General features: G+C 73.0%; 11 protein-coding genes and 1 pseudogene. 7 read left to right on the top strand and 5 right to left on the bottom strand.

Annotation, left to right across the window (positions count from 1 at the left end; genetic code table 11):
• The first annotated feature begins 203 nt into the window (after positions 1–203).
• A complete protein-coding gene (locus TU30_RS09090) occupies positions 204–569 on the top strand; it encodes a hypothetical protein (protein ID WP_042166916.1) in 366 nt (121 codons plus the stop codon).
• Positions 566–1,225, top strand: coding sequence for a nucleotidyl transferase AbiEii/AbiGii toxin family protein (locus TU30_RS09085; protein ID WP_042167176.1), 660 nt, complete (start codon positions 566–568; stop codon positions 1,223–1,225). Before TU30_RS09090 ends, TU30_RS09085 begins: the two co-directional genes overlap by 4 nt.
• A 14-nt stretch (positions 1,226–1,239) precedes the next feature.
• Here TU30_RS09085 and TU30_RS33860 read toward each other — a convergent pair.
• The 3 genes and pseudogenes from TU30_RS33860 to TU30_RS09075 form a co-directional block, all read right to left on the bottom strand.
• Positions 1,240–1,440: pseudogene (locus tag TU30_RS33860) on the bottom strand (leucine zipper domain-containing protein); the annotation flags it as partial.
• A 210-nt stretch (positions 1,441–1,650) separates the two neighbouring features.
• Entirely contained in the window at positions 1,651–4,101 is a 2,451-nt protein-coding gene (locus tag TU30_RS09080; protein WP_042166914.1) for a SpoIIE family protein phosphatase, read from the bottom strand.
• A 1,015-nt stretch (positions 4,102–5,116) separates the two neighbouring features.
• Positions 5,117–6,463, bottom strand: a complete 1,347-nt coding sequence (locus tag TU30_RS09075; protein WP_063837623.1) for a helix-turn-helix domain-containing protein — start codon at positions 6,461–6,463, stop codon at positions 5,117–5,119.
• A 687-nt stretch (positions 6,464–7,150) separates the two neighbouring features.
• On the opposite strand from TU30_RS09075, the gene TU30_RS09070 reads away from it, so the two are divergent.
• Positions 7,151–7,831 carry a PAS domain-containing protein gene (locus TU30_RS09070; RefSeq protein WP_042166912.1) on the top strand — a complete coding sequence of 227 codons (681 nt, stop codon included), beginning with the start codon at positions 7,151–7,153 and terminating at the stop codon, positions 7,829–7,831.
• Between the two features lie 100 nt (positions 7,832–7,931).
• On the opposite strand, the gene TU30_RS09065 is transcribed toward TU30_RS09070, so the two are convergent.
• Both TU30_RS09065 and TU30_RS09060 read right to left on the bottom strand, forming a co-directional pair.
• Positions 7,932–8,450 (bottom strand): RNA polymerase sigma factor, encoded by a 519-nt coding sequence (locus tag TU30_RS09065; protein ID WP_042166910.1) that lies wholly within the window; start codon positions 8,448–8,450, stop codon positions 7,932–7,934.
• 63 nt (positions 8,451–8,513) lie between these two features.
• Positions 8,514–9,821 carry a condensation domain-containing protein gene (locus tag TU30_RS09060; RefSeq protein WP_042166908.1) on the bottom strand — a complete coding sequence of 436 codons (1,308 nt, stop codon included), beginning with the start codon at positions 9,819–9,821 and terminating at the stop codon, positions 8,514–8,516.
• Positions 9,822–10,293: 472 nt separating this feature from the next.
• On the opposite strand from TU30_RS09060, the gene TU30_RS09055 reads away from it, so the two are divergent.
• The 4 genes from TU30_RS09055 (at position 10,294) to TU30_RS09040 (ending at position 24,336) form a co-directional block, all read left to right on the top strand.
• Positions 10,294–18,936: a non-ribosomal peptide synthetase gene (locus tag TU30_RS09055; protein WP_042166906.1), complete on the top strand. Its 8,643-nt coding sequence runs from the start codon at positions 10,294–10,296 to the stop codon at positions 18,934–18,936.
• The gene (locus tag TU30_RS09050) at positions 18,929–22,876 is read left to right on the top strand and encodes a type I polyketide synthase (protein ID WP_199816834.1); all 3,948 of its coding nucleotides are present in this window, start codon (positions 18,929–18,931) and stop codon (positions 22,874–22,876) included. The genes TU30_RS09055 and TU30_RS09050 overlap by 8 nt, the downstream gene beginning before the upstream one ends.
• On the top strand, positions 22,842–24,071 hold the full coding sequence (ccrA, locus tag TU30_RS09045; RefSeq protein ID WP_042166903.1) for a crotonyl-CoA carboxylase/reductase: 1,230 nt from the start codon (positions 22,842–22,844) through the stop codon (positions 24,069–24,071). The genes TU30_RS09050 and ccrA overlap by 35 nt, the downstream gene beginning before the upstream one ends.
• A gap of 67 nt (positions 24,072–24,138) precedes the next feature.
• Complete coding sequence (locus tag TU30_RS09040) at positions 24,139–24,336, top strand: antitoxin (RefSeq protein ID WP_042166900.1); 198 nt, start codon at positions 24,139–24,141, stop codon at positions 24,334–24,336.
• Positions 24,337–24,382: the final 46 nt, after the last annotated feature.

Below are 24,382 nucleotides of genomic sequence, written 5' to 3'. Positions count from 1 at the left end.
CCCGCGCCCGAGAGCGGGGCCGGTCCCGGGTCGGCAGGGTGGCCCGTTGCCGCGTCACTGTGGGCTGCACGGGTAGACCATGATGCGCTAAGCGCCCACTGGGTGAGATGTGCGAGGGAGGGGCGGGCGGTGCCCGACCCGTACGTACGACAGGGAGCCCTGTATCCGCCATGCCGCCGCCTCCCAGCAGCGATACTGGATGCATGGACACGACGATCACCGCCCCCCGCGCCGAGGTGCTGCGGGACCGCTACCGCAGCCGACTGCCCGAGCGCTTGCAGGAGCTGGCCGGCCCCGTCGAGGGCAACGTGGACCTGCCGCTCCACATCGTCTGGTCCGGGCGGACGAGCTACAGCCTGGACCGTCCGAAGTCCCGCATGACGCTCTACCGGACCGTCCTCGCCGAAGGACTGCGCGAGGACCTGATGGCCCTCCTGCACCACCGGCTGCTCATCGAGCAGTGGCCCGTGCTGCGGCGCTTGATCAGTCCCTACATCCGCGAGGTCTGGGAGGACGCCTTCCCCGAGCTGCTGCTTTGCACCGCTCCGGCCGGCACGACCGCCGCATGAAGCTCACTCCGCTCCACGAGCGTCTCCTCGCCGACATCCTCGACCTCGGCTCCCCCTACCCTCTGGTCCTCACCGGCGGATACGCCGTGCAGGCCCACGGCCTGGTCGAACGCTTCAGCCGCGACCTCGACGTCGCCACCGAGAACCCCGCTCCGATGCAGGAGATCGTCGCCTCCCTCACAGCCGGCCTCAGCGCGCGCGGATGGCGGACCACGCACGTCCAGACCGATCCGCTCAGCGGCCGGTTCCTCGTCACCGATCCGGACACCGGCGAGGAGTGCGAGGTCGACGTCCTCAAGGAGGCGTTCTGGGCTCCGCCCGCCCAGACCCCCTACGGCCCCGTTCTTTCCCTCGACGACGTGATCGGCACCAAGGTCCGTGCCCTCGCCGACCGCGGTACCGTCCGCGACCTCATCGACGTCCAGGCTGCCTCCCGCCACCGCTCCCTCGCCGACCTCGAATCCCTGGGCCGTCGTCGCGCCCACGACGAGTTCAGCCTCGAAGACCTCCGGGACCGGCTGATCGGCGCTGACTGGTACGAGGATGAGGACTACACCGCGTACGGGCTCACCTCCCGGCAGATCGAAGAACTCAAGGCGTGGGCGCTGGAGTGGGCGGAGGATCTGGGTGCGCGGATCCATGACGAGAACCCCTGAGAGGCGGCCATCGCTGGGCTTGTGCGCGGTCGGGAGGAACGGTCGGACATTCCGGCTTCGCCGAACTGTCGGTGGCGCTCAGCCCATCGCTGGGCCGTGGTGGGTGAAACCTGGAACCGCTCGGCGGCCCGCCGCAACGGCCAGCGGTCCTGGACCACGCAGCGGGCCAGACGCAGGCGTCCGGTCTCGGTCAGGGGTGCATTACGGTGGACCAGAGGGCCTTTCTGGTTGGTGTAGACGTCGCAATCCACACCGAACCGGAAGGCCCTCACCTGTTCAAGATTGGCTCACCGTCCACAACCTCCCCGGACAGAACAGCTAGACCTCGAGTTGCTCATTGGGGCCAGCGCCTGACGGGCGGCGGGACGCGGCCGCTCCGGTTCTGCCCGCACTCCAGCGCCCATGGTCCGCATGAGGACGGTGCGTCATGGGAGCTCCTGCTCGGCCCAGATGATCTTCCCTCCGGGCGTGTACCGGGCACCCCAGCGATGGGAGAGCTGGGCGACGAGGAAGAGGCCGCGGCCGCCCTCGTCCATGCTGCGGGCGTGCCTCAGGCGAGGAGCCGTACTGCTGCCGTCGGTGACCTCGCAGGTCAGGCGAGCGTCACGGAGCAGTCGCAGGCGTACGGGACCCGAGGCGTAGCGGATCGCATCGGTGACGAGTTCGCTGACGATGAGCTCCGTCGTCATGGCCAGTTCCCGGCAGCTCCAGGTCTCGACCTGACGTGTCGCGGCTGCGCGGACGTCACCGACGGCGGCCGGGTCCAGCGGCACGTCCCAGGAGGCGACCTGATCGGGGCCCAGGGCGCGGGCGAGCAGCAGGGCGACGTCGTCGGGCTGCGGCGCGGGAACGAGCCGGCGCACCGCTTTCGCGCACAGAGTTTCCAGGTCGGAGCCGGTCGAGCACAGCAGATGCCCGAGACGGGACATGCCGCCCTCGATGTCGCGGTCGGTCCCCTCGACCAGGCCGTCGGTGTAGAGGCCGAAGATGCTGTACTCGGGGAGTTCGATCTCGGTGGCCTCGAAGGCCATGCTGCCCAGCCCGAGCGGAGGACCGGCGGGAAGCTCCGGGAAGGAGAACTGCCCGTCCGGGGTGACGACGACCGGCGGTGGATGGCCGGCCCGGGCCAGCGTGCACCGCTGTGTCACCGGGTCGTAGACGGCGTACAGGCAGGTCGCTCCGAGGAAGGCGGTGGCGGTCTGGTCGGCGGGGTCGGAGGTCGATTCCTCGCTCAGCCGGAGCACCAGGTCGTCGAGGTGGGCCAGCAGCTCATCGGGGGGCAGGTCCATGTCGGCGAGGGTCTGCACGGCGGTGCGCAGCCGGCCCATGGTCGCCGCCGCGGTGATGCCGTGGCCGACCACGTCACCGACGACCAGACCCACACGGGCACCGGACAGCGGGATCACATCGAACCAGTCGCCGCCGACCCCGCCCGACGCGTCCGCCGGCAGATACTGGGAGGCCACCTCCAGTGCTGTTCCACCGGTCAGGGCGTGGGGGAGCAGGCTGCGCTGCAGCGTGACCGCCGCGGTGTGTTCCCTGGTGTAGCGGCGGGCGTTGTCGACGCACAGCGCCGCCCGCGCCACCAGCTCCCGGGCCGGCAGCACGTCGTCTTGCTGGAACGAGGTGGGGTTCACCGACCGGGCGAAAGTGGCGAGACCGAGGACGGTGTTGCGCACCCGCATCGGCACCGAGATGAGGGAGTGCAGACCGAACTCGCGGATGCTGGCCGTCCTGGCCGGCTGCTCGGTGATCCACAGGGGATCGCTCGGGTCGAGCGCGGGTATGAAGATCGGTTCGCCGTTGACGAGCAGGTTCGCGTCGTGCGGCGGGGGAACGAAGTCGACCTTGTCTCCTGTCCGCGCGACGGCCTCCGGGCAGCCCGGTCGTACGGAGCTCATTCCGGCCCGGCGCATCACCGGCCGGGCCGGCGCCGGCCCGGCGTCGGGCAACCAGGTCCCCTGGCCCTCGCCGCTCAGGACCGGCTCGAGTAGGTCGACGATGACGAAGTCGGCGAAGCGCGGAGCAGCGAAGTCGGCGAGTTCCTGCGCCGTGCGCATCACGTCCAGCGTCCTGCCGATGCTGGTCCCGGCCTCGCTGACCAGCGACAGCAGTCGGCGGGCGTTCCAGCGCTCGGTGACGTCCATGACCATGTAGCACAGCCCGGTGACGGAGTCGTTGGCATCCACCAGCGGGAAAAACGAGGTGGAGTAGGCGCGCTGACGGTGCGGGTCCGCCCAGCTCCATCCCATGTACTCGTAGTCGGTGACCGGCACGCCGGTCGTGAGCACCTTGCGCATCACGCCCTCGAGGGTCTCCCCCTGCAGGCCCGGCAGCAGGTCGCTCAGCCGGCGCCCCAGCCGTTGTTCACGTGGCACACCGCCGAAACGCTCCAGGGTGTCGTTGACCCAGACGTAGCGCATCTCCAGATCCATCACCGCCATGCCGACCGGAGAGCGGGTCAGAAAGCCGTCGAGGACGGACTCGCCCATGGTCCACTGCTGCCGCTCCGGTCGTGCCGAGATCAGAAAACACTCGTCCTCGCCGATGTGGAAGGACCCGGACACGCGCAGGCTGACCTCGACGGGAGCACTGTCGCGCCAGACGGCGACCCGGCCGCTCCAGCCCGTTCCCGCGCGGCATCGTTCCGCGATACGGGCGACGCGTACCGGGCCCCCGGGCATCGCCAGCAGCTCTGCGGCGGGACGCCCGACCACCTGTGCACTGGAGTAGCCGAGGAGTGCTTCGGCCCCCCGCGTCCAGCCGATCACCTTGCCGGCCGCGGACACCAGCGCTACCGCGTCGGCGGACGCATCGAGGAGGTCGTGCGGTCCTACGGGCGGAGGCGCATCGAATCCGTCTCGCACAGGCGCCATGGCTCTCACCTCTACACGCCAGTATGTTCCCGCCCGGGCCCTGATGCGCATGCTCCGGGCGAGGGGTCAGCCCCTTCGGAAACGCGGGGAACGTCGTTTCCATGGCGTTGGCAACCATCGGCATCTCCTCCCAGGCCGGGGGATGCTCGGGCAGACCGTGCGCAGGTCGCTGCAGGGGTCGAGACTTTCTCTCGCGCCTGGGGTCACCTTCCGAGTGCAAGCGCTTTCCGAGTGGGCCGTGCGAGGAGCGCCGCATGTCCGGTCGAGCACCTCCCCCTGACTGCCGTCCAGACCGTCCGCGTGGCGGTGATCGCGGACGTCCTTCGGGGGGTGCTGCGTAGGCTTGGGCCGTTGCCACGGTGGGGCCCGCGAGAGTGGGCGAAGCCCTCCTCCAGTCACCTGACGGGGCGTCAGGAAAGTCGGTGACTGGTCAGTGTGAGGCCTGAAACATCTGGTGACAGCTGACCGAACATGCGAATCGATGTAGCCTCCGAAGACCGCCCTTGACCGGCCATAGTCGGCAGGGAGCAGACGAATCGGGAGTTTCCTCATGTTTCGTACAGTATTAAGATCCAAGATCTAGCGTTTGGGTGTTTTCGCAGGTCAGGGCCCCGATCGCCGCCTCCAGGTCGGCAAACGGTCAGCATCAGGCCGGACGGTGTCCGGCTTGCTGACCTGCACCCGCGGCAGGCATCGGCTGCCCCGCCCGACGCCCTGCTCGGAAGGCTTGATACGTGGCTCGACAGCTCGCCCGTGGGATGGGGTCGTTCTTCAAGGAGTGGGGTTGTTCCAGGCCGACCCGCTGCTCGCACTCGTACACGATTCGGTTCCGGGACCTTCTCAGCAAGCAACGTGAAGAAGCCGACTACGACACGCAGGACGGCGCTGTCGGGCGTCTCACGCAGATCTAGGCGGAGAAGAAGACAACGGCGGCGCCTGGGCGGCTCTCCGGCCGGTCAGTGCCCGCTCGGCGCGAGACCCAGGCCCTTCGCGCCGGTGGGCCGTCGCGGCGTCGTCACGGCTTCCCTCTGCTCTCTGCGATGCCGTCCGCCCCGCCGGTGCGAGTGCCCAGCCGGCTGACGGACCGCGGCCCGCCCGACCGGCCCGGGCGCGTTTGGCAGGGGGCCGCCCCGGAGGGGTGGATGCGGGCAGCCAGGGCGGTGGCCAGCGCCTGCCAGACGTGGGCGGCGAGGCCGACGTGCCTGGACTGCGTGGCCTGTCGTGCGAGCTGTTGGAGCGCGGCGACGCCCTCCTCGACCCGGCCCGCGTGGATCGCCAGCCGGCCGTCGAGGACCGACAGCCGTACCCGGTCACGGTAGGGGAGGCGCAGGTCCTCCTCGGACAGCACGGTCCGACTGAGCAGCGCGGCGTCCTCCAACCGGCCCTGTGCGAAGGCGAGATGAGCCTGGAGGGCGTGCAGTTCCTGGAGCTGCGCAGGCGTGCCGGTCAGATCGGGGACGGAGGCGGCCTCTGTCAGCCACTCCTCCGCGGCGGCCACCCGGGGCGGTGACATCTGCAGGGCCGCAGCGGCGGCGGCGGTCCGCAGCCGGGCCCACGCGGTCAGGTCCTCGCGGCCGTCCTCGAGTAGACCCAGGGCCTTGTTCAGCCGGGCCATGGCGGCCGCGTCGTCGCCCTTGCGGCTGCTGACCACGGCGGCCGTCCACAGGGCCTCGGCTGCCTGTAGGGCAGAGGCCCGGGGTAGCAGATCGCGGTCCAACTCGTCGACGTGCTGCGAGGCCGCCTCCCACCGGCCGAGTTCCGTCTCACTGTTGATCAGCTCCAGCAGGGCGGCCAGGGTGTCGGGCACGCACAGGTGCGCGGTGCGGGCGAGGGAGAGCGCCTCCGTTGCCGCCGATTCCGCCGTGTGCAGGTCGCCGATGGCCCGTGTGCAGCGCGCGTAGCGAACGAGCGAGCGGGTGTGGAGGTCGGGGGCGTCCAACGAGCGTCTCAGCGCCAGGAGTTCCAGCAGCCGTGTGCGCTCCGATTGGTGGTCGCCGTCGCGATCAGCGGCTTGGCTGAGCAGCCACAGGGCCTGCCGGCGGGCAGCGGGGTCCTCGCCGGGGTCGTCCTCGACCGCGCGGCTGAGCGCCGCGGTGCTGTCCGTCCCGGGCGGCGCCGAGGCCACGGCGGCCAGCACTCCGCTCAGGGACCGGCCGTCCTGCGGGCCGGTCAGGGCCGAAGCATCGACGCCGAGTCGCTGGGCGAGGTAGGCCACGGTGCGCTCGGTGGGGCGCCGGTCGCCGGACTCCAGGCGTGACAGGTGTCCCGTCGACATGCCGTCGCCGACGACGTCGGCCTGGCTCAGGCCGCGTGCGGTCCGGAGTCTTTTGAGCCGACGGCCGAACTGCGGCTGGTCGAGCATCTCCCTCCTCGGGTTCGGTGGCCCGGTCGGCACGGTAGCCGTGGTTCCGCTTGCCCGATCGGGCAGGTGAGTTGTCAGCACTTCAGGGAGTGCGGCAAGGGGAGACAAGCCGTTTGACGTGGCGGGTAAGCGCATTCCCGTGGGCAGCGTCCCGGGCGGTCGGGATTGTTGATGACGGGGGTTCGCGGGGCCCGAATTCGGCCCGTTCGCACAAGAGCTGACGCGTTGCCGAGGTCACCTGGCAAACTCTTGTCTCAGGGGTTGTCTCCCTTTAATCTCGAAGGCGGCTTCCCCCGAACGATCCTCTCTTCGTCTCGTGGAGGTTTTCGTGTTTCCCACTGCCCGAACGGGCTTCGCGTCACGGCAGGGCTTATGTGTCGCCCGCCCCGCCCTTGGGCGGCCCGTCGACGGGACCGCACCTCTGGCTCGAACAGCAGTGATGACAACGTTGCCCAACAGACCCGGGTGACGGTCGCCTCGGCACCGTTCCCTCCGCTAACTGACCCGATCTCGGTTCCAGGGCCTGCCGCCGGCCGGGAACGACGCGGAACTCCGGCCCGGCCACCGACGAGGTGGCGCGTGCCGTCACCGGGCGCTCGTCGACACCCAGGTACAGCGCATCGGTCCGCTCCGCGTCCGTGACACCCTTCCCAGCCCCCCACGTGCAGAAAGAAGGACGGTACGTCCGTGGCGACCACGAGTTTCCCCGACGCCTCGCCCAGCAAGAAGAAGGCCGCAGCCACAGCTGTTCCCGACCGCCGAGACCTGATCGCCGCGCAGGACCCCGTGACCCCGGCGGCCACCTGTACGGCCCACCTCTCCCCGCGGGACCTCGCGGTCACGGCCGCGGAACCCGAATTCGCCCGCCAATTCGGCCTGAGCGCCGACGAGATCTGCGGACGCGGACTTCTCGAACTGCTCCGTTCCCCGGCCCCGGGCCAATTGCGGGAACAATTTGCCGCGCTTTCCTCGGGGCGTTGCCGGAGATTCAAGCAGAAGGTGACGGGCCGGGACGGCGACGGCCGCAGTTTCCCTGCCGATATCACTGCCATCGCCGTCAGGCAGCCCTCGGGTGAGATGGTCGGTGTCGTCGTCCTCCTGCGCCGGACGGCGGAAGCGATCACCGGCGGGCCCGTGCTCAGCGCCCTCGACGCGCAGGTTCTGGAGGGTGTGGCGAGTGGCGAATCCACGGTGCAGTTGGCCTCCCGTCTGTATCTGAGCCGCCAGGGCATCGAGTACCGCGTCGGCCAGATGCTGCGTCGTTTCGACGCGCCCAACCGGCCCGCTCTCGTGGCGCGGGCGCACGCCCTCGGGACGTTCGCCGCGGGGCAGTGGCCCCCGCGTGTCCTCCCGGAACGCGTGCGGTAGTGCGGAACGGGGCCTGCCGGGCCCCGCACGGCGGCCGTGGCGGAAACACCGCCACGGCCACCGTCGTAACGGCCCGGCCCCAGCAGGGGCCGGACCGGCCTCACGCCGCCGAGGGCTGCCAGGCTTCCTGGAACCGGCGGCGGGCACGGAAGAGACGGGAACGGACGGTGCCCACGGGCAGGGCGAGCACCTCGGCCATCTCCTCCTCGTTGAGCCCGTAGGCACGCAGGGTGAGGACCTGCCGGTGCGCCTGCGACAGGCGTTCCAGCACGTCGCTGATGTACACCGCGTCCATGGGATTGGTCTCCTGCTGAGCTTCCACCTCGGAGCAGCAGCTCTCCGCGCCGTAGCGCTTGGCGGTGCGGACGGCCTCCCGGACCGTCACGGAGCGCACCCAGCCGTAGAACGCCGCCGGTTCGCGCAGGGATCCCAGGCCGCGGTAGACGGCGAGCAGTGCCTCCTGCGTGGCGTCGGCGCCGTCGTCATGGGTGATGGACCGGCAGATTCGCGCGACGTAGGGAGTGATGGCGGTCAGCAGGTGGTTCATCGCGTGCTCGTCGCCCGCCTGGGCTCGGGGGAGCAGGGTGAGGGGGGAGGGGAGTTCGCTGACGGTCGTCATGACGGACAGATGTTCCTTACGGCCGGGCGGGCGGGGTCGGAGGGGGCGGACGGGCGGTCGTACTCAGCCGGGGGCGGCCAGGGCGTGCCCGGGCTCGGCCGCATCCGCGAAGGCCAGGAGTCCGGCGCGCACGTCGTCGCGGAACGCCCTCATGAAGTCAGGGCTGTAGCAGGCGGTGGAGTGCGGGAACTCGATGCTGAGCCGGCCCTCGAAGGAGACGGCGCAGGCCATGACGGGGCTGCGGCCGGCCTGCGGGAAGTAGTGCTCGCGGCCCGGGACGAGCCGTACGTCGACGGCCCGCAGCCCGCCGGGCAGGCGCGGGCCCGGGACCACGCCCATGTTGGTGGCGATCACCGTGGCCAGTTGCAGGGCGGGGTTGTGGGGGATCTCCGGCGTGATGCGCATCTCGTGCACGTGGTCGCCGCGGGAGAGGAAGTCGCTGAGGCGGGCGTGCACGGCACGGGCCACCTCCAACGGCTGGGAGCCCCCGGGCACCTGAAGGGTCTGCAGGTGGGTGGTGACCGCGGGGACCAGGGCGGAGGCGGGCAGCGGCGGGGACAGCCGCGAGCGCAGGTCGACGGGGGAGAGACAGCCGAGCGTGCGGGCTCCGTCGTCCCCCGGCAGCCGCCGTCTCGCCGTCACCAGAAGGGTCGCGGAGATCAGAGCGTGCACCGAGACGCCCGAGGCGCGCGCCGTCCGGCGCAGCCGTGAGGTGAGATCCGCGTCCAGGGTTATCCTGCGGACCTCGATGTGCCCGCCGGCGTCGGCCCCCTCGCCGGGGGCGGCGTCGTAGGGGACCAGTGCGACCGGGTGGCGCCGTATCTCCTCCAGGCGGCCGTCCAGGTACTTCGCCGTGTCGGCGTCGTCGACGGCGGGCAGCAGCCGGCTCACCGGCTCCGGCCAGCGGGGGCCCTGCGGATCGGAGCTCCCGCCAGTGCTCTGCTCGACCGACTGCCGGTAGCGGTCCCACAGGGCGTTGTGCAGCGCGATGCTGCTGTGGCCGTCGGTGATGGTGTGGTCGATCACCAACACGAAGAGGTGGCTGTCCCCGTCCGGTGCGCTGACCAGGACGGCCCGGCTGAGGGGGCCTCCGAGCGGCAGTGACCTGTTCAGCTCCGCCGCGTAGGCCTCGGCCTCGTCGCCGGTCCGGGTGATCAGCCGGGGCCGCTCGTCGGCATCGAGGACGCGCAACACGTGCTCCGCCCCGTCCTGTTCGATGCGGGAGCGCAGCGGCGGGTTCGCCTCGGTCGTGGCGTCGAACGCGGCCGACAGTGCCGCGACGTCCACCGGTCCACGCAGGGTGCAGGACAGCACGGCCCTGCTTCTCTGGCCCACGTAGAGCGTCTCGACCGGACACAGCGCACGGTGCATGCCGTCAGCCTTCTTTCCGTCGTTCGTTCCGGAAGTCCACGACCCCGGGACGGGGTTGCCGCCGCGGTGGTCCGCGGGGAGGTCGGGGGCTTTTCGAGGGTGCACGGCGGAGCGCGGCGGAATCCAGACCAGAGGCCCCCGGGCGGGGAAGTCGCGTGATTTCCCTAGAAGTTGAGCAGCGTTCCGCACTCCCTGGCCCGGCGGATTTCAGGGAAATCCCTGAATCTCCGGCCGGCGGGCCGGTTCGCCTTGACCCGGCCGGTGCGGGTGCCTCAACGTGCTGTGCCGTGAAACCAGGGCAGACGGCGTGATCGCCCTGACCCCGGTGTGCGGCCTTTGTATCCCCCTGTGGGCCGCGCCCGGTGTGCGGCCGTACGCCGCGCGCGGGCGGCACGGGGGTGGCCGCACCCGTCCGATCCGGCCGGGCCTCGCCGTCCGGGACATCTTCGGCTTGCCACGTGAGGTTTGCGCTATGTCACTCCAGGAGGACGCACGTCGACCGCTGTCCGGAGCCCAGGAGGGCCTCTGGTACGCCGGACGGCTCGCACCGGACAGCGCCGCGTACAACACCGCGGAGGCCGTGGAGATCCACGGACTCCTCGACAGCACCCTGTTCGAGACCGCGTTGCGGCGCGTCGTCGCCGAGGCCGACACCTTCGCCCTGCGGTTCGCCGACACCGACGAGGGTCCGCGCTGCCACCCGGCTCCGGACGCGGACGACTGGAGTCTGAACCGGGCCGACGTCAGCGGCGCCGCCGATCCGGCGGCCACCGCATGGGAGTACGTCCGCGCCGACCTCGCGACCCCGGTGGACCCGGAGAAGGGCCCCCTGTTCGCGCACACCCTGCTCACCCTCGCCGAGGACCGGCACCTGTGGCTGCTGAGGGCCCATCACCTGCTCCTGGACGGCTACAGCTACAAGCTCCTCGGGCGCCGCCTGGCCGAGACGTACAACGCGCTGGCCGAGGACCGCGAACCGGAGCCGTGCGCCTTCGCGCCGGTGCGTCGGCTCCAGGAGGAGGAGGCGGCCTACCTCGCCTCCGAGCGCTTTGCCCGCGACCGTGACCACTGGGCGCAGCGTCTGGCCGGCCTGCCCGAACCCGCCCGGCTCACTGCCCGCACGGCGCCGCCCCCCGCGCCCTTCCTGCGCCGCACCGCCGAATTGACGCCCGCCGAGACCGATGCCCTGGACACCGCGGCCGCCCGCCTCGGTGTCCGGCGCACCGACCTGCTGACCGCCGCGACCGCCGTCTACCTGCACCGGATGACCGGCGCCCACGACCTGGTCCTGGGCATGGCCACGATGAGCCGGCTGGGCAGCGCCGCCCTGCGCACCCCCGGCACCGCCTCGGACGTCCTGCCGCTGCGCGTGGCCGCCGCCCCCGCGACGAGCGTCGCGGAGCTGGCCCGGGCCGTCGCCGACGAACTGCAGGCCCTGCGCCGCCACCAGCGCTACCGCGGCGAGTTCCTCCGCCGCGACCTGGGCCTGCTGGGCACCGGACGCCGACTGTACGGGCCGGTGCTGAACATCGTCCCGTTCGACGAGTCCCCAGTCTTCGGCGGTCACCCCACCACCTGGCACCACCTGTCCGGCGGAGCCGTCGACGACTTGCAGATCTCGGTGCGTCCCGGACAGCGCGGCGGCGCACTGTGGCTGGCCCTCGACGCCAACCCCGCCCTGTACGACGAGGACGAACTCGCGCTGCACCGCGACCGGTTCTGCACGCTGCTGCGCCTGCTGGCCGAGGCCGACCCGGCGACGCCGCTGGGTGATCTGGACATCCTGCTGCCAGGCGAACACCCCCGCGACACACCCGCGCACACGTATCCGGTCGGGCGGACCCTGACGGAGCTGTTCGAAGAGCGGGCCGCGGCCGGGCCCGAGCGCACGGCCGTCAGCCACGGGGACGAGCGGCTCACCTACGCCGGTCTCAACGCCGAGGCCAACCGGATCGCCCGGCTGCTGACCGAGCACGGCGCGGGCCCCGGCCGGGTCGTGGCGCTCGCCCTTGAGCGCGGCATCCGGCTGCTGCCCGCCCTGCTGGCCGTCCTGAAGACCGGCGCCGCCTACCTGCCCCTGGACCCGGGTCAGCCGGCCGGGCGGCTGCGGCTGGTCGTCGAGGACGCGGCCCCCGTCGTCCTCATCACCGAACACGCCCACGCCCACCTCGCCCAGGACGCCGTCCCCACCCTGCTGCTGGACGACCCCCAGGTGGCCGCGGATCTCGCCCGCCGCTCCGGCACCGACCTGACCGACAGCGAACGGCACGGCCCGCTCAGCCCGTCCGACACCGCGTACATCATCCACACCTCCGGCTCCACCGGCCGCCCCAAGGGCGTACCCGTGCCGCACACCAACGTCGTACGTCTCTTCGCCGCCGCGGCCGAGCACTTCGACTTCCGGGCCGACGACGTGTGGACGCTGTTCCACTCCTATGCCTTCGACTTCTCCGTGTGGGAGATCTGGGGCGCCCTGCTGCACGGTGGCCGGATCGTCGTCGTGCCCTACGCCGTCAGCCGCTCGCCGCGCGACTTCCTCGACCTGCTGCACCGCGAGGGCGTGACCGTCCTCAACCAGACGCCGTCCGCGTTCGAGCAACTCATCGACGCCGACCTCGAACACGGCCGTGGCAGTGGGGCGTTGCGCTATGTCGTCTTCGGCGGGGAGGCCCTGCGCCCGGCGCGGCTGCGCCCCTGGGCCGACCGGCACGGCCTCGACCGACCGGCGCTGGTGAACATGTACGGCATCACCGAGACCACCGTGCACGTCACCCACCACCGCCTCACCGAAGCCGACCTGGACGACCCGCGCCGCGTCAGCGTCATCGGCCGGCCGCTCGCCGACCTGCGGGTGCACCTGCTGGACCCCGAGGAACGGCCGGTACCGCCCGGCGCGACAGGGGAGATGTACGTCTCCGGCGCCGGCGTCGCCCCCGGCTACCTCAACCGCCCCGAGCAGACCGCGGAACGTTTCCTCGACGACCCCTACGGCCCGCCCGGCACCCGCATGTACCGCTCGGGCGACCTGGCCCGGCGCCGCCCCGACGGCACCCTCGACTACATCGGCCGCGCCGACGCCCAGGTACAGCTGCGCGGCTTCCGCGTCGAGCCCGGCGAGATCGAGGCGGTCCTCACCGCCCACCCGGGCGTCGCCCGCGCCGCCGTCGTGCCCCGCCGCACCGGCAACGGCGCCCTGCACCTCATCGCCTACACCGTCCCCTCCGGTGACACTCCCACGGACTCCGCCGACCTGCGCACCCACGCCGCCGCGCACCTGCCCGAGCACATGGTCCCGGCCGCCTGCGTCCCCGTCGACGCGCTGCCACTGACCGCGAACGGCAAACTCGACGTGCAGGCCCTGCCCGACCCCGACTTCACCGCCGCCGCGTCCGGCACCCGGCCGGCGACCGCGCACCAGCGCCTGGTGTGCGCCCTCTTCGAGGACCTGCTGGACCTGCCACGCGAGTCCGTGGGCGTGGACGCCCGCTTCTTCGACCTGGGCGGTGACTCCCTGCTCGCCACCCGGCTGCTGGCCCGGCTGCGGCAGCGGACCGGTGCGGAGATCCCCATCACCGCCCTGTTCGAGGCGCCGACCCCGGCCGCGCTCGCCGAACGGCTCGCCGCGGGCACGCAGGGCACCCCGCCCCGGCCGGTCCTCGGCGCCGCCGCTCGCCCGCAGCGGGTGCCGCTGTCCTTCGCCCAGGAACGCATGTGGTTCCTGAACCGGCTCGACGAGGGCGCGGCCACCTACCACATCCCGCTCCTGGTGCCCGTCGGCACCGGCCTGGACGCCGAGGCGCTCCGGGCCGCGCTCGGGGACCTGGCCGACCGGCACGAGAGCCTGCGCACGGTGATCGCCGAGCAGGACGGGACGGCCTCCCAGCGCATCCTGACGCCCGGAGAGCTGCGCCCGGTGCTGCGCTGCGTCGACTGCCCCGCCGCGGAGATCGCCGCCCACGTCCACGCCGCCTCGCGCCGCCGCTTCGACCTGACCGCGGAAAGCCCCCTGGCGGCCTGGCTGTTGGGCACCGGCAGCGACCGGGTCCTGCTGTTCGTACTGCACCACAGCGCCGCCGACGGCTGGTCGCTCGCCCCCTTCGCCGCCGACCTGTCCGCCGCCTACGCCGCCCGCCGGGCTGGCCGGGCACCGGTGTGGACCCCGCTGACGGTGCAGTACGCCGACTACGCGCTGTGGCAGCGCGCTCTGCTCGCGCCCGGTCCCGACGGCCCCGGCCGCCTGGAGCGGCTCACCACCCACTGGCGGGGCGCGCTGGACGGCCTGCCCGAGGAGTGCACCCTGCCCGGCGACCGGCCCCGGCCCACCGCACCGCGGGGCGCGGGCGCGCACGTCGAAGTCGCCGTCGACGCCGACCTGCACCGTGCGTTGCTGCGTCTGGCCGATCGCGAGGGCGCCAGCCTGTTCATGGTGCTGCACGCCGCCGTCAGTGCCCTGCTCACCCGCTGCGGCGCCGGCGAGGACATCGTCCTCGGCACCCCCGTCGCCGGTCGCACCGAGCCCGGCCTCGACCCTTTGATCGGCCTGATCACCAACACCCTGGTGCTGCGCGCCGACACCTCCGGCGACCCCGCCTTCCTCGACCTCCTCGCCCGGCTGCGCACCGCCGACCTGGCCGCCCTGGACCACCAGGACCTGCCCTTCGACCGGCTGGTGGAGGACCTCAACCCGCCCCGCACGCCCGGCCGGCACCCCCTGTTCCAGGTGATGCTGGCCCTGCAGAACAACGCACCCGCCGTCCTCGAACTCGACGGCACCCGTACCCGGTTGCGGCCCACCGCCACCGGCACCGCCAAGTTCGACCTGTTCGTCGACGTCCTTCAGCGCCACGATGCCGCGGGCGCCCCCGACGGCCTGACCCTGCACGTCGAGTACGCCACCGACCTCTACTACGCCCGGACCGCCGAGGCGTTCGTCCGCGCCCTGCACGACGTCCTGCGCACGGTGAGCACCGACCCCGCCGTCCGCCTCGGGCAGCTGCCCGCGCTTCCCGAGCGCACCGCCGTCCCCGCCGCGACCGACACGGCCGAGCTCGCGGACGCGGCCCGGTCCGTGCCCGGCATCCGCGAGGCCCATGTGCCGCCCGGCCACAGCGACGCCCCGGCCCGCCTGTACGTGGTGCCCGGGCGGTCCGACGCCGCCGAACGCGTCGAGGAGCTCCTGGCCCGCGCGGGCAACGGCACGGTCCGTGTCACGGCCGTCAACGCCTTGCCCCGAACCGAGGACGGCGGCGTCGACAGCGCGGCACTGCGGGCCCTGCCCGCCGTCGACACGACCGCGGCCAGGACCTGGCGGCAACGGCTGGCCGATCTGCCCGGCGTCACAGCCGTCGACGTGGCGGTGGAGAACGCCCCCGAGGAACTGGAACGCCGCCACACCGGCCTGCCCGACCACCCCGCCCAGGCCGCCCCCACCACCCGCCCCGAGCCGGCCCGCGCCGTCCCCGCCGTCAGCGAGGGCCCCGCCCTGACCGAACCGTCCGTGCCGAGCTGGGCCGAGGCCCTGCGCCGCGCCGCCGCACGCGAGAAGGGCGACATCGTCCACGTCCACGACGACGGCAGCGAGCACCGGCGCACCTACGCATCCCTGATCCCCGAGGCATCCCGCGTCCTGGCCGGGCTGCGCCGGGCCGGCCTGCGCCCGGGCGACCGGGTCATCCTCCAGTGCGATGTCACCGAGGACTTCCTCGCCGTGCTGTGGGGCTGCGTCCTCGGCGGCTTCGCCGCCGTCCCGCTGACCGTCCCCCCCTCCTACGACACCCCCTCCGCGGCGCTGACCAAGCTGGAGGGCATCTGGCGGATGCTCGGCCGGCCCTGGATCGTCTGCTCCGCCGGGCGCGAGGCCGGGCTGCGCGCGGTTGCCGCCCGGCAGGACGGGCCCGGGCCGCGCATCACCACGGCCGACGCCCTGCGCGCCGCGCCCGAGGACCACGACTGGTACCCCGCCCGGCCCGACGACCTGATGCTGATGCTGATGACGTCCGGCAGCACCGGCCTGCCCAAGGCGGTACGGCTCACCCACCGCAACGTGCTGACCCGCTCGGCCGCCACCGAGCAGCTCAACGGCCTCGGCGCCGACGACGTCTCCCTGAACTGGATCCCGCTCGACCACGTCACCGGCGTGGTCATGTTCCATCTGCGCGACGTGTACCTGGGCTGCCGCCAGATCCACGCCCCCGCCCCCTGGATCCTGCAGGACCCGCTGCGCTGGATGGACCTCGCCGACCGGCACCGGGTCACCGTCACCTGGGCGCCCAACTTCGCCTTCGGGCTCCTGGCCGAACAGTCCCACCGCTTCACCGGCCGTGACTGGGACCTGTCGCCGATGCGGCTGGTGATGAACGCCGGCGAGGTCGTCGTCGCGTCCGCGGCCCGAGGCTTCCTGCACGCGCTGAGGCCCTTCGGCCTGCCGCAGGACGTGATGCACCCCGGCTGGGGCATGTCCGAGACCTGCTCGGTGGTCACCGACGCTGTCCTGCCCGCCGAACCGGTACCGGGCGAGGGCACGTTCGTGAGCTGCGGCCGCCCCTACCCGGGCTTCGCCATGCGAGTCGTCGACGAACAGGGCACTGTCCTGCCCGAGGGCGAGGCGGGCCGCTTCCAGGTCCGCGGCACCTCGGTGACCGGCGGCTACCACGACAATCCGGCCGCCAACGCGGAGGCGTTCTCCGACGACGACTGGTTCGACACCGGCGACCTGGCGTTCCTGCGCGACGGCGAGCTCTACATCACCGGCCGCGCCAAGGACGTCATCATCGTCAACGGCGTCAACCACTACAGCCACGAGATCGAAGCCTGCGTAGAGGAACTGCCGTACGCGGAGCGGAGTTTCACCGCCGCGGTCGCGGTGCGCACCGACCCCGCCTCGCCCACCGACGAACTCGCCCTGTTCCTGCACCTCACCCCCGAGGCCGGCGCCGACCCGGCCCGCGCCCTGCGTGAGATCGCCGGCAAGGTCACCCGGGAGATCGGCGTCAGCCCGGCCTTCCTCATCCCGGTGGCGCGGGACGCCGTCCCCAAGACGGAGATCGGCAAGATCCAGCGCACCAAGCTGCGCAAGAGCTTCGAGGCGGGCGACTTCGACGACGAGGTACGCCGCACCCAGGTGCTGCTGGGCACCGCGGCCACCGTCCCCGACTGGTTCCTGCGCCCGGTGTGGCAGCGGACGCAGCGCCCCGACGCCCCCGCCGTGGCGCCGGGCCGGCACACCCTCGTCCTGGCGGGCGGCGACCCTCGGGTCGGCGCACTCGCCAAGCGGCTCGCCGACGCGCTGCGCTCGGCGGGCGGCCTGTGCACGGTGGTCGAGGAGGCAGCCGCGTACGAGCGGGTGGACGCCGCCCACTACCGGGTCCGGCCCTTGAAGACCGCCGACCACGCCGCATTGCTGGGCCAGTTGGCGGACGACGAGCGGCCCGTCGACGCCGTCCTGTACCTCGACGGGCTCCGCGGCACGGGAGAGCCGCCGGTGGCGCCGGACGACACGACGGGCGTGGAGCGACTGCTGGCGTTCGCCCGGGCCCTCGCCGGCCGGTCCGGCCCGCAGCGTCCCGTGGACCTGCTGTACGTCTCGGCGGGCGCCCAGGCCGTGCGCCCCGGCGACCGGCCCTCACCGGCGCACGCCATGGCCGCGGCCCTGCTGAAGTCGCTGGCCGAGGAGTCCGCCGCGCTGCGGGCCCGCCACCTCGACCTGCCCGCCGACGACACCGCGGACCCGTTGACCGTCCTCGCGGCCGAGGCGGCGCACACCGACGACGGCGCGGACGTCGCCCACCGCGACGGACACCGCTACGTACGCCGCCTCGCCCCCCTGCCCGAAACCCCCTCCCGCGCCGAACCCCCCGCGCACGGCGGCTTCACCCTGATCACCGGCGGCCTCGGTGGTGTCGGGACCGAGATCGCCGCCCACCTGCTGCGCACCCCCGGCACCCGGCTGCTCGTCCTCGGCCGCACCCCTGAAGACGAGGCCCGCGCCCTGCCGGGGCTGCGTGAGCGGGGAGAGGTCCGCTACGCCCGCGCCGACGTCACCGACGAACACCAGGTGCGGGCCGCCGTCGAGGCCGCCGCCGAGACCTGGGGCGTGCCCTTGACGTCAGTGCTGCATCTGGCCGGCACGCTCGTGGAACGCCCCGTGGGCGACCTGGACACCACCACCTGGCGCCGGGCGCTGGAGGCGAAGGTGCGCGGCGCGTGGACGTTGCACCGGCTCACCGCCGACCACCCGCACGTCTCGTTCGTCACCTTCTCCACGGTCAACGGCTTCTTCGGCGGCGCCATGAACGCCGCCTACGCCGCCGCCAACGCCTACCTGGACGCCCTCGCCGAGTACCGCCGCAGCCTCGGCCTACCCGCGCAGTCGCTGGCCTGGAGCATGTGGCGCGACCGCGGCATGAGCCGCGGCTACGGTCTCACCGCCCTCACCGAGGCCCGGGGCTACCGGCTGCTCGACCCGCCCGCCGCGCTGCGCTCGTTCGACTTCGCCCGCACCCTGGACGAACCGCACCTGCTGATCGGCGCCGACCGCACCGCCCCCTGGGTGGGCAGCCACGTCGTGGCACCCGTGCGCCAGACCCGGCGCCTGGCCGCCCGCGTCGGCCTGGAGGACGGCAGCGACCTGGGAGCCCTGTACCGCGCCGCGGCAGCCGGCGCGCAGGCGGCCGGCCTGTCCGACGACGCGTGGACGCTGCGCTCGGCGGGCACCGGCGCCCGCCCGGACAAGCCCGAGACGGAAGAAGACCTGCGGCGCCTGGAGGGCCGGCTGGCCCAGGTGTGGCGCGAGGTCCTGGACCGCGACCGGGTGGGCCTGGACGACAACTTCTTCGACCTGGGCGGCAACTCGCTGCTCCTGGTCACCGCGCAAAGCGCCGTCAACCGTGCCTTCGGCAGCGAGCTGTCCGTCGTCGACCTCTTCGCGCACCCCACCGTCCGGGACCTGGCCCGCCACCTGTCGGCCACCGGTGCGGGCCCGGCGGCCGAAGTCGAAGCGGCCTCCCGGCCGGAGAGCGACGACGGCCTGGACCGCGCCAGGGAACAGGCCCGCCGGCAACGCGCGGCCCGCGCCCGCCGCTCCGCCCGCCAGGGCAAGGACCGCGGCCATGTCTGAGCGGACCGACCGCACCGCGTACACCACCGAACCGGGAGAGGACGAGGCACAGGCCGTGCACGACACCACCGCACCCCACGACGACGACCTGCCCGCCGTCGCCGTCATCGGCATGGCGGGCCGCTTCCCCGGCGCCGACGATCTCGACGCCTTCTGGGACAACCTCGCGGTCGGCCGGGAGTCCGTACGGCCCGTCACCGACGAGGAGTTCCTCGCCGCCGGCGGCGACCCGCGAGACCTCGACGACCCGGCCCTGATCCGCATGGCGTCGGTGGTCGAGGGCATCGACCGCTTCGACTCCGGCTTCTTCGGCTACAGCCCCGCCGAGGCCGCCGTTGTCGACCCCCAGCAGCGGCTGCTGCTGGAGACGGCCTACCACGCCCTGGAGGACGCCGGCTGCCTCGGCGGCGACCGTGCGGGGGAGGCGCTCGGCGTGTACGCGGGGGCCGGCGACAGCCGCTACTACCCCGCCCACGTCCACCCCCGCTACGCCGGACAGCCCGGCTCGGTGGCGCTCGTCCACGCCGCCACCGCCAACTCCCTCGGCACGCTCGCCACCCGCGTCTCCTACGAACTGGGCTTCACCGGGCCCAGCGTGTCCCTGCAGACCGCCTGCTCCACCGCGCTGGTCGCCGTGCACACCGCCTGCCAGGACCTGCTCGACCACCGCTGCGACACCGCGCTCGCCGCCGCCGTCTCCCTCAACCCCTCCGCAGTACTGGGCTACCGCCACGTACCCGACGGGCCCTTCTCGCCCGACGGGCACTGCCGCGCCTTCGCCGCGGACGCCGCCGGCACCTCCTCCGGCGACGGCGTGGGCGCCGTCGTACTCAAGCGGCTCGAGGACGCCCTCGCCGACGGCGACCGCATCCGCGCGGTCATCCGCGGCAGCGCCGTCAACAACGACGGCCGGCGCAAGGTCGGCTTCAGCGCGCCCAGCGCCGCCGGACAGACCGAGGTCATCCTCGCCGCGCAGGCCCAGGCCGAGGTCGAAGCCGCCACCATCGGCCTGATCGAGGCGCACGGCACCGCCACCAAACTCGGCGACCCCATCGAGGTGTCCGCCCTGACGGAAGCCTTCCGGCACAGCACGGATCGCACCAGGTTCTGCGCGCTCGGCTCGGTCAAGACCAACATCGGCCACCTCGGAGCCGCCGCCGGCATCGCCGGACTCATCAAGGCGGTCCTGGCCCTGGAGCACCGGCAGATCCCGCCGAGCCTGCACTTCGACCGGCCCAACCCGCTCATCGACTTCGACGCGAGCCCCTTCCGCGTGCCGACCGCACTGGAGGAGTGGCCCGAGGGCGACCACCCCCGCCGGGCGGCCGTCAGCGCCTTCGGCATCGGCGGCACCAACGCCCACGTCGTCCTGGAGGAAGCCCCCCGCACGCCCCCCGCCCCGCCCCGCCCGCCCCACGACGGTCGCCGTCTCGTGCTGCCGCTGTCGGCGCGCACCGCCGGCGCCCTGCGCGGCCAGGCCACCGCACTCGCCCGGTACCTCGAACGCCGGCCCGACCTGCGCCTGGACGACGTGGCCCACTCCCTGCGCACCGACCGGCCCGCACTGCGCCACCGGCTCACCGTCACGGCGGCCACCCGCGAGGAGGCCCTGGACGCACTGCGCTCCGCGACCCCGGCCACCCCTCCGCTCGCCGACGGCCCGGCCCGCGTGGCGTTCCTGCTGCCCGGCGGCGGCACCCAGTACCCGGGCATGGGCAAGGAGCTGTACCGCGACCAGGCCGTCTACCGCGACACCGTCGACGAGTGCGCCCGCATCCTGCGGCCCGTCCTCGACGCCGACCTGCGCACCGCCCTCTTCGAGGAGCAACGGCCCGACGAGACCTCCGCCTTCCTCGGGCTCGTCGTCACCGAGTACGCCCTGGCCCGTACACTCATGGAGTCGGGCGTGCGCCCCGACGCGCTGATCGGCCACTCGCTCGGCGAGTACACGGCCGCCTGCCTGGCCGGCGTCATCGACCTCGCCGACATGCTGCCCCTGGTCACCGAACGCATCCGGCTCATCAGCTCCGCCGGCGGAGCCACCGTCGGCGTCGCCGCCCCGGCCGAACAGATCCGGCCGCTGCTCGACGCCGACCTGTCCCTCACCGCCGTCAACGGCCCCACCGCCTGCACCGTCGCCGGACACCTCGGCGCCGTTACCTGCTTCGAGGCCGAACTCACCCGGCGCGGCATCCCGTTCCGCCGCCTGCGCATCCCCGTCGCGGCCCACTCGCACGTCCTGGACCCGGTCCTGCCGGCCTACGAGACCCACCTGCGCCAGGTCACCCTGCGCCCGCCGCGCATCCCGTACGTCACCAACGTCACCGGCACCTGGGTCACCGACGCCCAGGCCACCTCCGTCCAGCACTGGCTCGCCCACACCCGCGACACCGTGCGGTTCGCCGACGGCATCACCGCCCTGTGGGACCGGCTGCACCCCGTCCTCGTGGAGATCGGGCCGGGCGACACCCTGAGCAAGCTCGCCGCCGGCCGCCTCACCGACCGGACGCCGGTGACGGTGACCACCATGCGCCACGCCAAGGCCGAGGCGTCCGACGGTTTCGTCCTCGCCGAAGCGCTGGGACGGCTGTGGAGCGCGGGCGTGGACCGCGCGCTGCCCCCGGTGCCGGGCGCGCCCCGGTGGGTGCCGCTGCCCCCGTACGCCTTCGAGCGCCACCGTCACTGGATCGACGCGCCCGGCGCCCGGACGGAGCCCGCCCCCTCCGACGACACCACGACAGCGGCAGGCCCCGGCCTCGCCCCCCGGCCCCGGCTGACGACCGAACACGTACCGCCCCGCGACGACCGCGAACGGGAGGTCACCCGGCTCTGGGAGGAGACCCTCGGCATCGGCGGCATCGGGGTGCACGACAACTTCTTCGACCTCGGTGGCGACTCGATGCGCGCCGTGCTGCTGGCGGGACGGCTGCGCCAGACCGGCGTCCTCGACGTCCCCGCGGCGACCCTGCTGGCCGCGCCCACCGTGGCCGGAGTCCTCGCCGCGGCCGGCCGGCCGGACGGGCAGACCCCGGAGGTCACCTCCTCCGCGCTCGGCCCGCTGCTGCCGCTGCGTGCCGAGGGCAGCGCCGCCCCCCTGTTCTGCGTCCATCCCGGCGCGGGCGTCGCCTGGCGCTACACGGGCCTGCTGCCCCACCTCGGCGGCGACCAGCCGGTGTACGGCATCCAGGCCGCCGGCCTCGACGGCACCCGGCCGCCCGCTCCGGACGCCGCCGCCATGGTCGCCCACTACCTCGACCTGGTACGCCAGGTGCAACCCCGCGGCCCCTACCGGCTGCTGGGCTGGTCCTACGGCGGATTCGTCGCCCACGCCATGGCCTGCGCCCTGCAACGCGACGGCGAGCAGGTCGAACTCCTCGCCATGCTCGACGCACCCCAGCCGCACGGCACTGCACACGACGCCGACGCCACAGAGCGTCAGGTCGCCGCCCTGCTGTCGAGGGTGGCCGGCCTCCCCGCCGACGCACAGGCCCCCGTGGAGGCGGTCCTCGACCAGATCGACGCCCGCGTCGCGGCCGACCCGGCGAGCGTCCCCGTCACCGGCGCCGAGGCCGCCGCCATCGCCGCCGTCATGCGCAACAACCTGCGCATCGCGCCCCAGTTCGCCCCTGGCACCTACCGCGGTGACGTGCTGTTCTTCAGCGCCGCCGAGGAGCAGCACACCGAACACCCGGCGGATTTGGCGGTGCTGCCCGGCAAGGCCGACAGCTGGCGGCCGCACGTCGACGGAACCCTCCACGACCACCGCGTGCCCGGCGGCCACTACGAGATGACCGAACCCGGACCCATCGCCCGCATCGGCGAAGCGGTCGCGAAGGCACTGCGCGCCCTCGGCGACCGCGCCCGCACACCCCTTCCCCGTGAAACCCGCGACGAGGAGAACCAGCGTGCAAGCGACCCAGGACCTCTACGAACTCGGTGACGCCCCCGAGATCGGCACCGCCCCGAAGAAGATGTACGCCTCGCTCATCCGCCGTGAGCGCTACGGACAGCCCGTCGACGCCTTCCGTACCGAGGTGGTCGACGTGCCGCCCGTGGGGCGCGGCCAGGTCCTGGTGAAGGTGATGGCGGCCGGCATCAACTACAACAACGTCTGGGCGGCGCTCGGTTCGCCGCTCGACGTGATCGCCGCACGGCAGAAGGCGGGCGCGACAGAGGACTTCCACATCGGCGGCTCCGACCTGTCCGGGATCGTGTGGGCGGTCGGCGAGGACGTACGCGGGGTGGAGCTCGGCGACGAGGTCGTCGTCCTCGCCAACCGCTGGGACGAGAAGGCCGAGGACATCCGTCTCGGCGGCGACCCCACGTGGTCCGCCGGCCAGCGGGTGTGGGGCTACGAGGAGAACTACGGCTCGTTCGCCCAGTTCGCCGTCGTCGACGACTACATGTGCCACCCCAAGCCCGCGCGGCTGTCCTGGGCGGAGGCCGCGTGCTACATGGCGACCGCCGCCACCGCCTACCGCCAGCTCTTCGGCTGGCCGCCGCACACGGTCCGCCCCGGCGACCCGGTACTGATCTGGGGTGGTGCGGGCGGACTGGGCAGCATCGCCATCCAGCTCGTCCGGCACGTCGGCGGCATCCCCGTCGCGGTCGTCTCCAGCGAGGAACGGGGCGAGTTCTGCCTCAAGCTGGGCGCCGAGGGCTTCATCGACCGGCGGAGGTTCGACCACTGGGGGAGGCTCCCGGACACTTCCGACGAAGCGGCGATGGCACGCTGGCTGTCGGGAGCCAGGGCCTTCGGACGGGCCTTCTGGGAGGTGCTGGGCGAGCGCCGCAGCCCGCGCATCGTGCTGGAACACTCCGGCGCCGACACCATCCCCACCTCCCTGTACCTGTGCGGCAACGGCGGCATGGTCGTGCTGTGCGGCGGCACCACCGGCTACAACGGCGACGTCGACCTGCGGTTCCTGTGGATGCGACAGAAGCGGCTGCAGGGCTCGCACGTCGCCACGGCACGGGAAGCACGTGAGGTCACCCGGCTGATCGACCAGGGGATCATCGATCCGTGCCTGTCCCAGACCTTCGACTTCGACGAGATCGGCCTCGCCCACCAGCTCATCCACGACAACCGGCACCCGGCGGGCAACATGGCGGCCCGGGTCGGCGACCTGGGGTGATTCGCCCGTGGCCTGAGGGGTACCTGCGGCGGGGTACGACGCACGCGACCTCTTGGAGGTACCCCCCATGGGCAAGCTGGGCGACATGATGCACAAGGCCAAGGAGATGGCCAAGGGCCACCCCGACCAGGCGGACAAGGGCGTCTCGGGCGCCGAGCGCATGGCCGACGAGCGCACGGGCAACAAGTACGACGCCCAGACCGACAAGGCGGCCGACGCAGTGCGGCGTTCCTACCGGGACGGCGGCACGACGCCGGAGCGCTGACCCGTCGCCCCGCCCGTCCCCGGCGCACCCGGGGACGGGCGGCTTC

Origin of the sequence: Streptomyces sp. NBRC 110035 (genome assembly GCF_000829695.1) — a bacterium.
Classification (GTDB): domain Bacteria; phylum Actinomycetota; class Actinomycetes; order Streptomycetales; family Streptomycetaceae; genus Streptomyces.
Note: the sequence above shows the minus strand (reverse complement) of the source record. Positions and strands in the feature narration are given on the sequence as shown.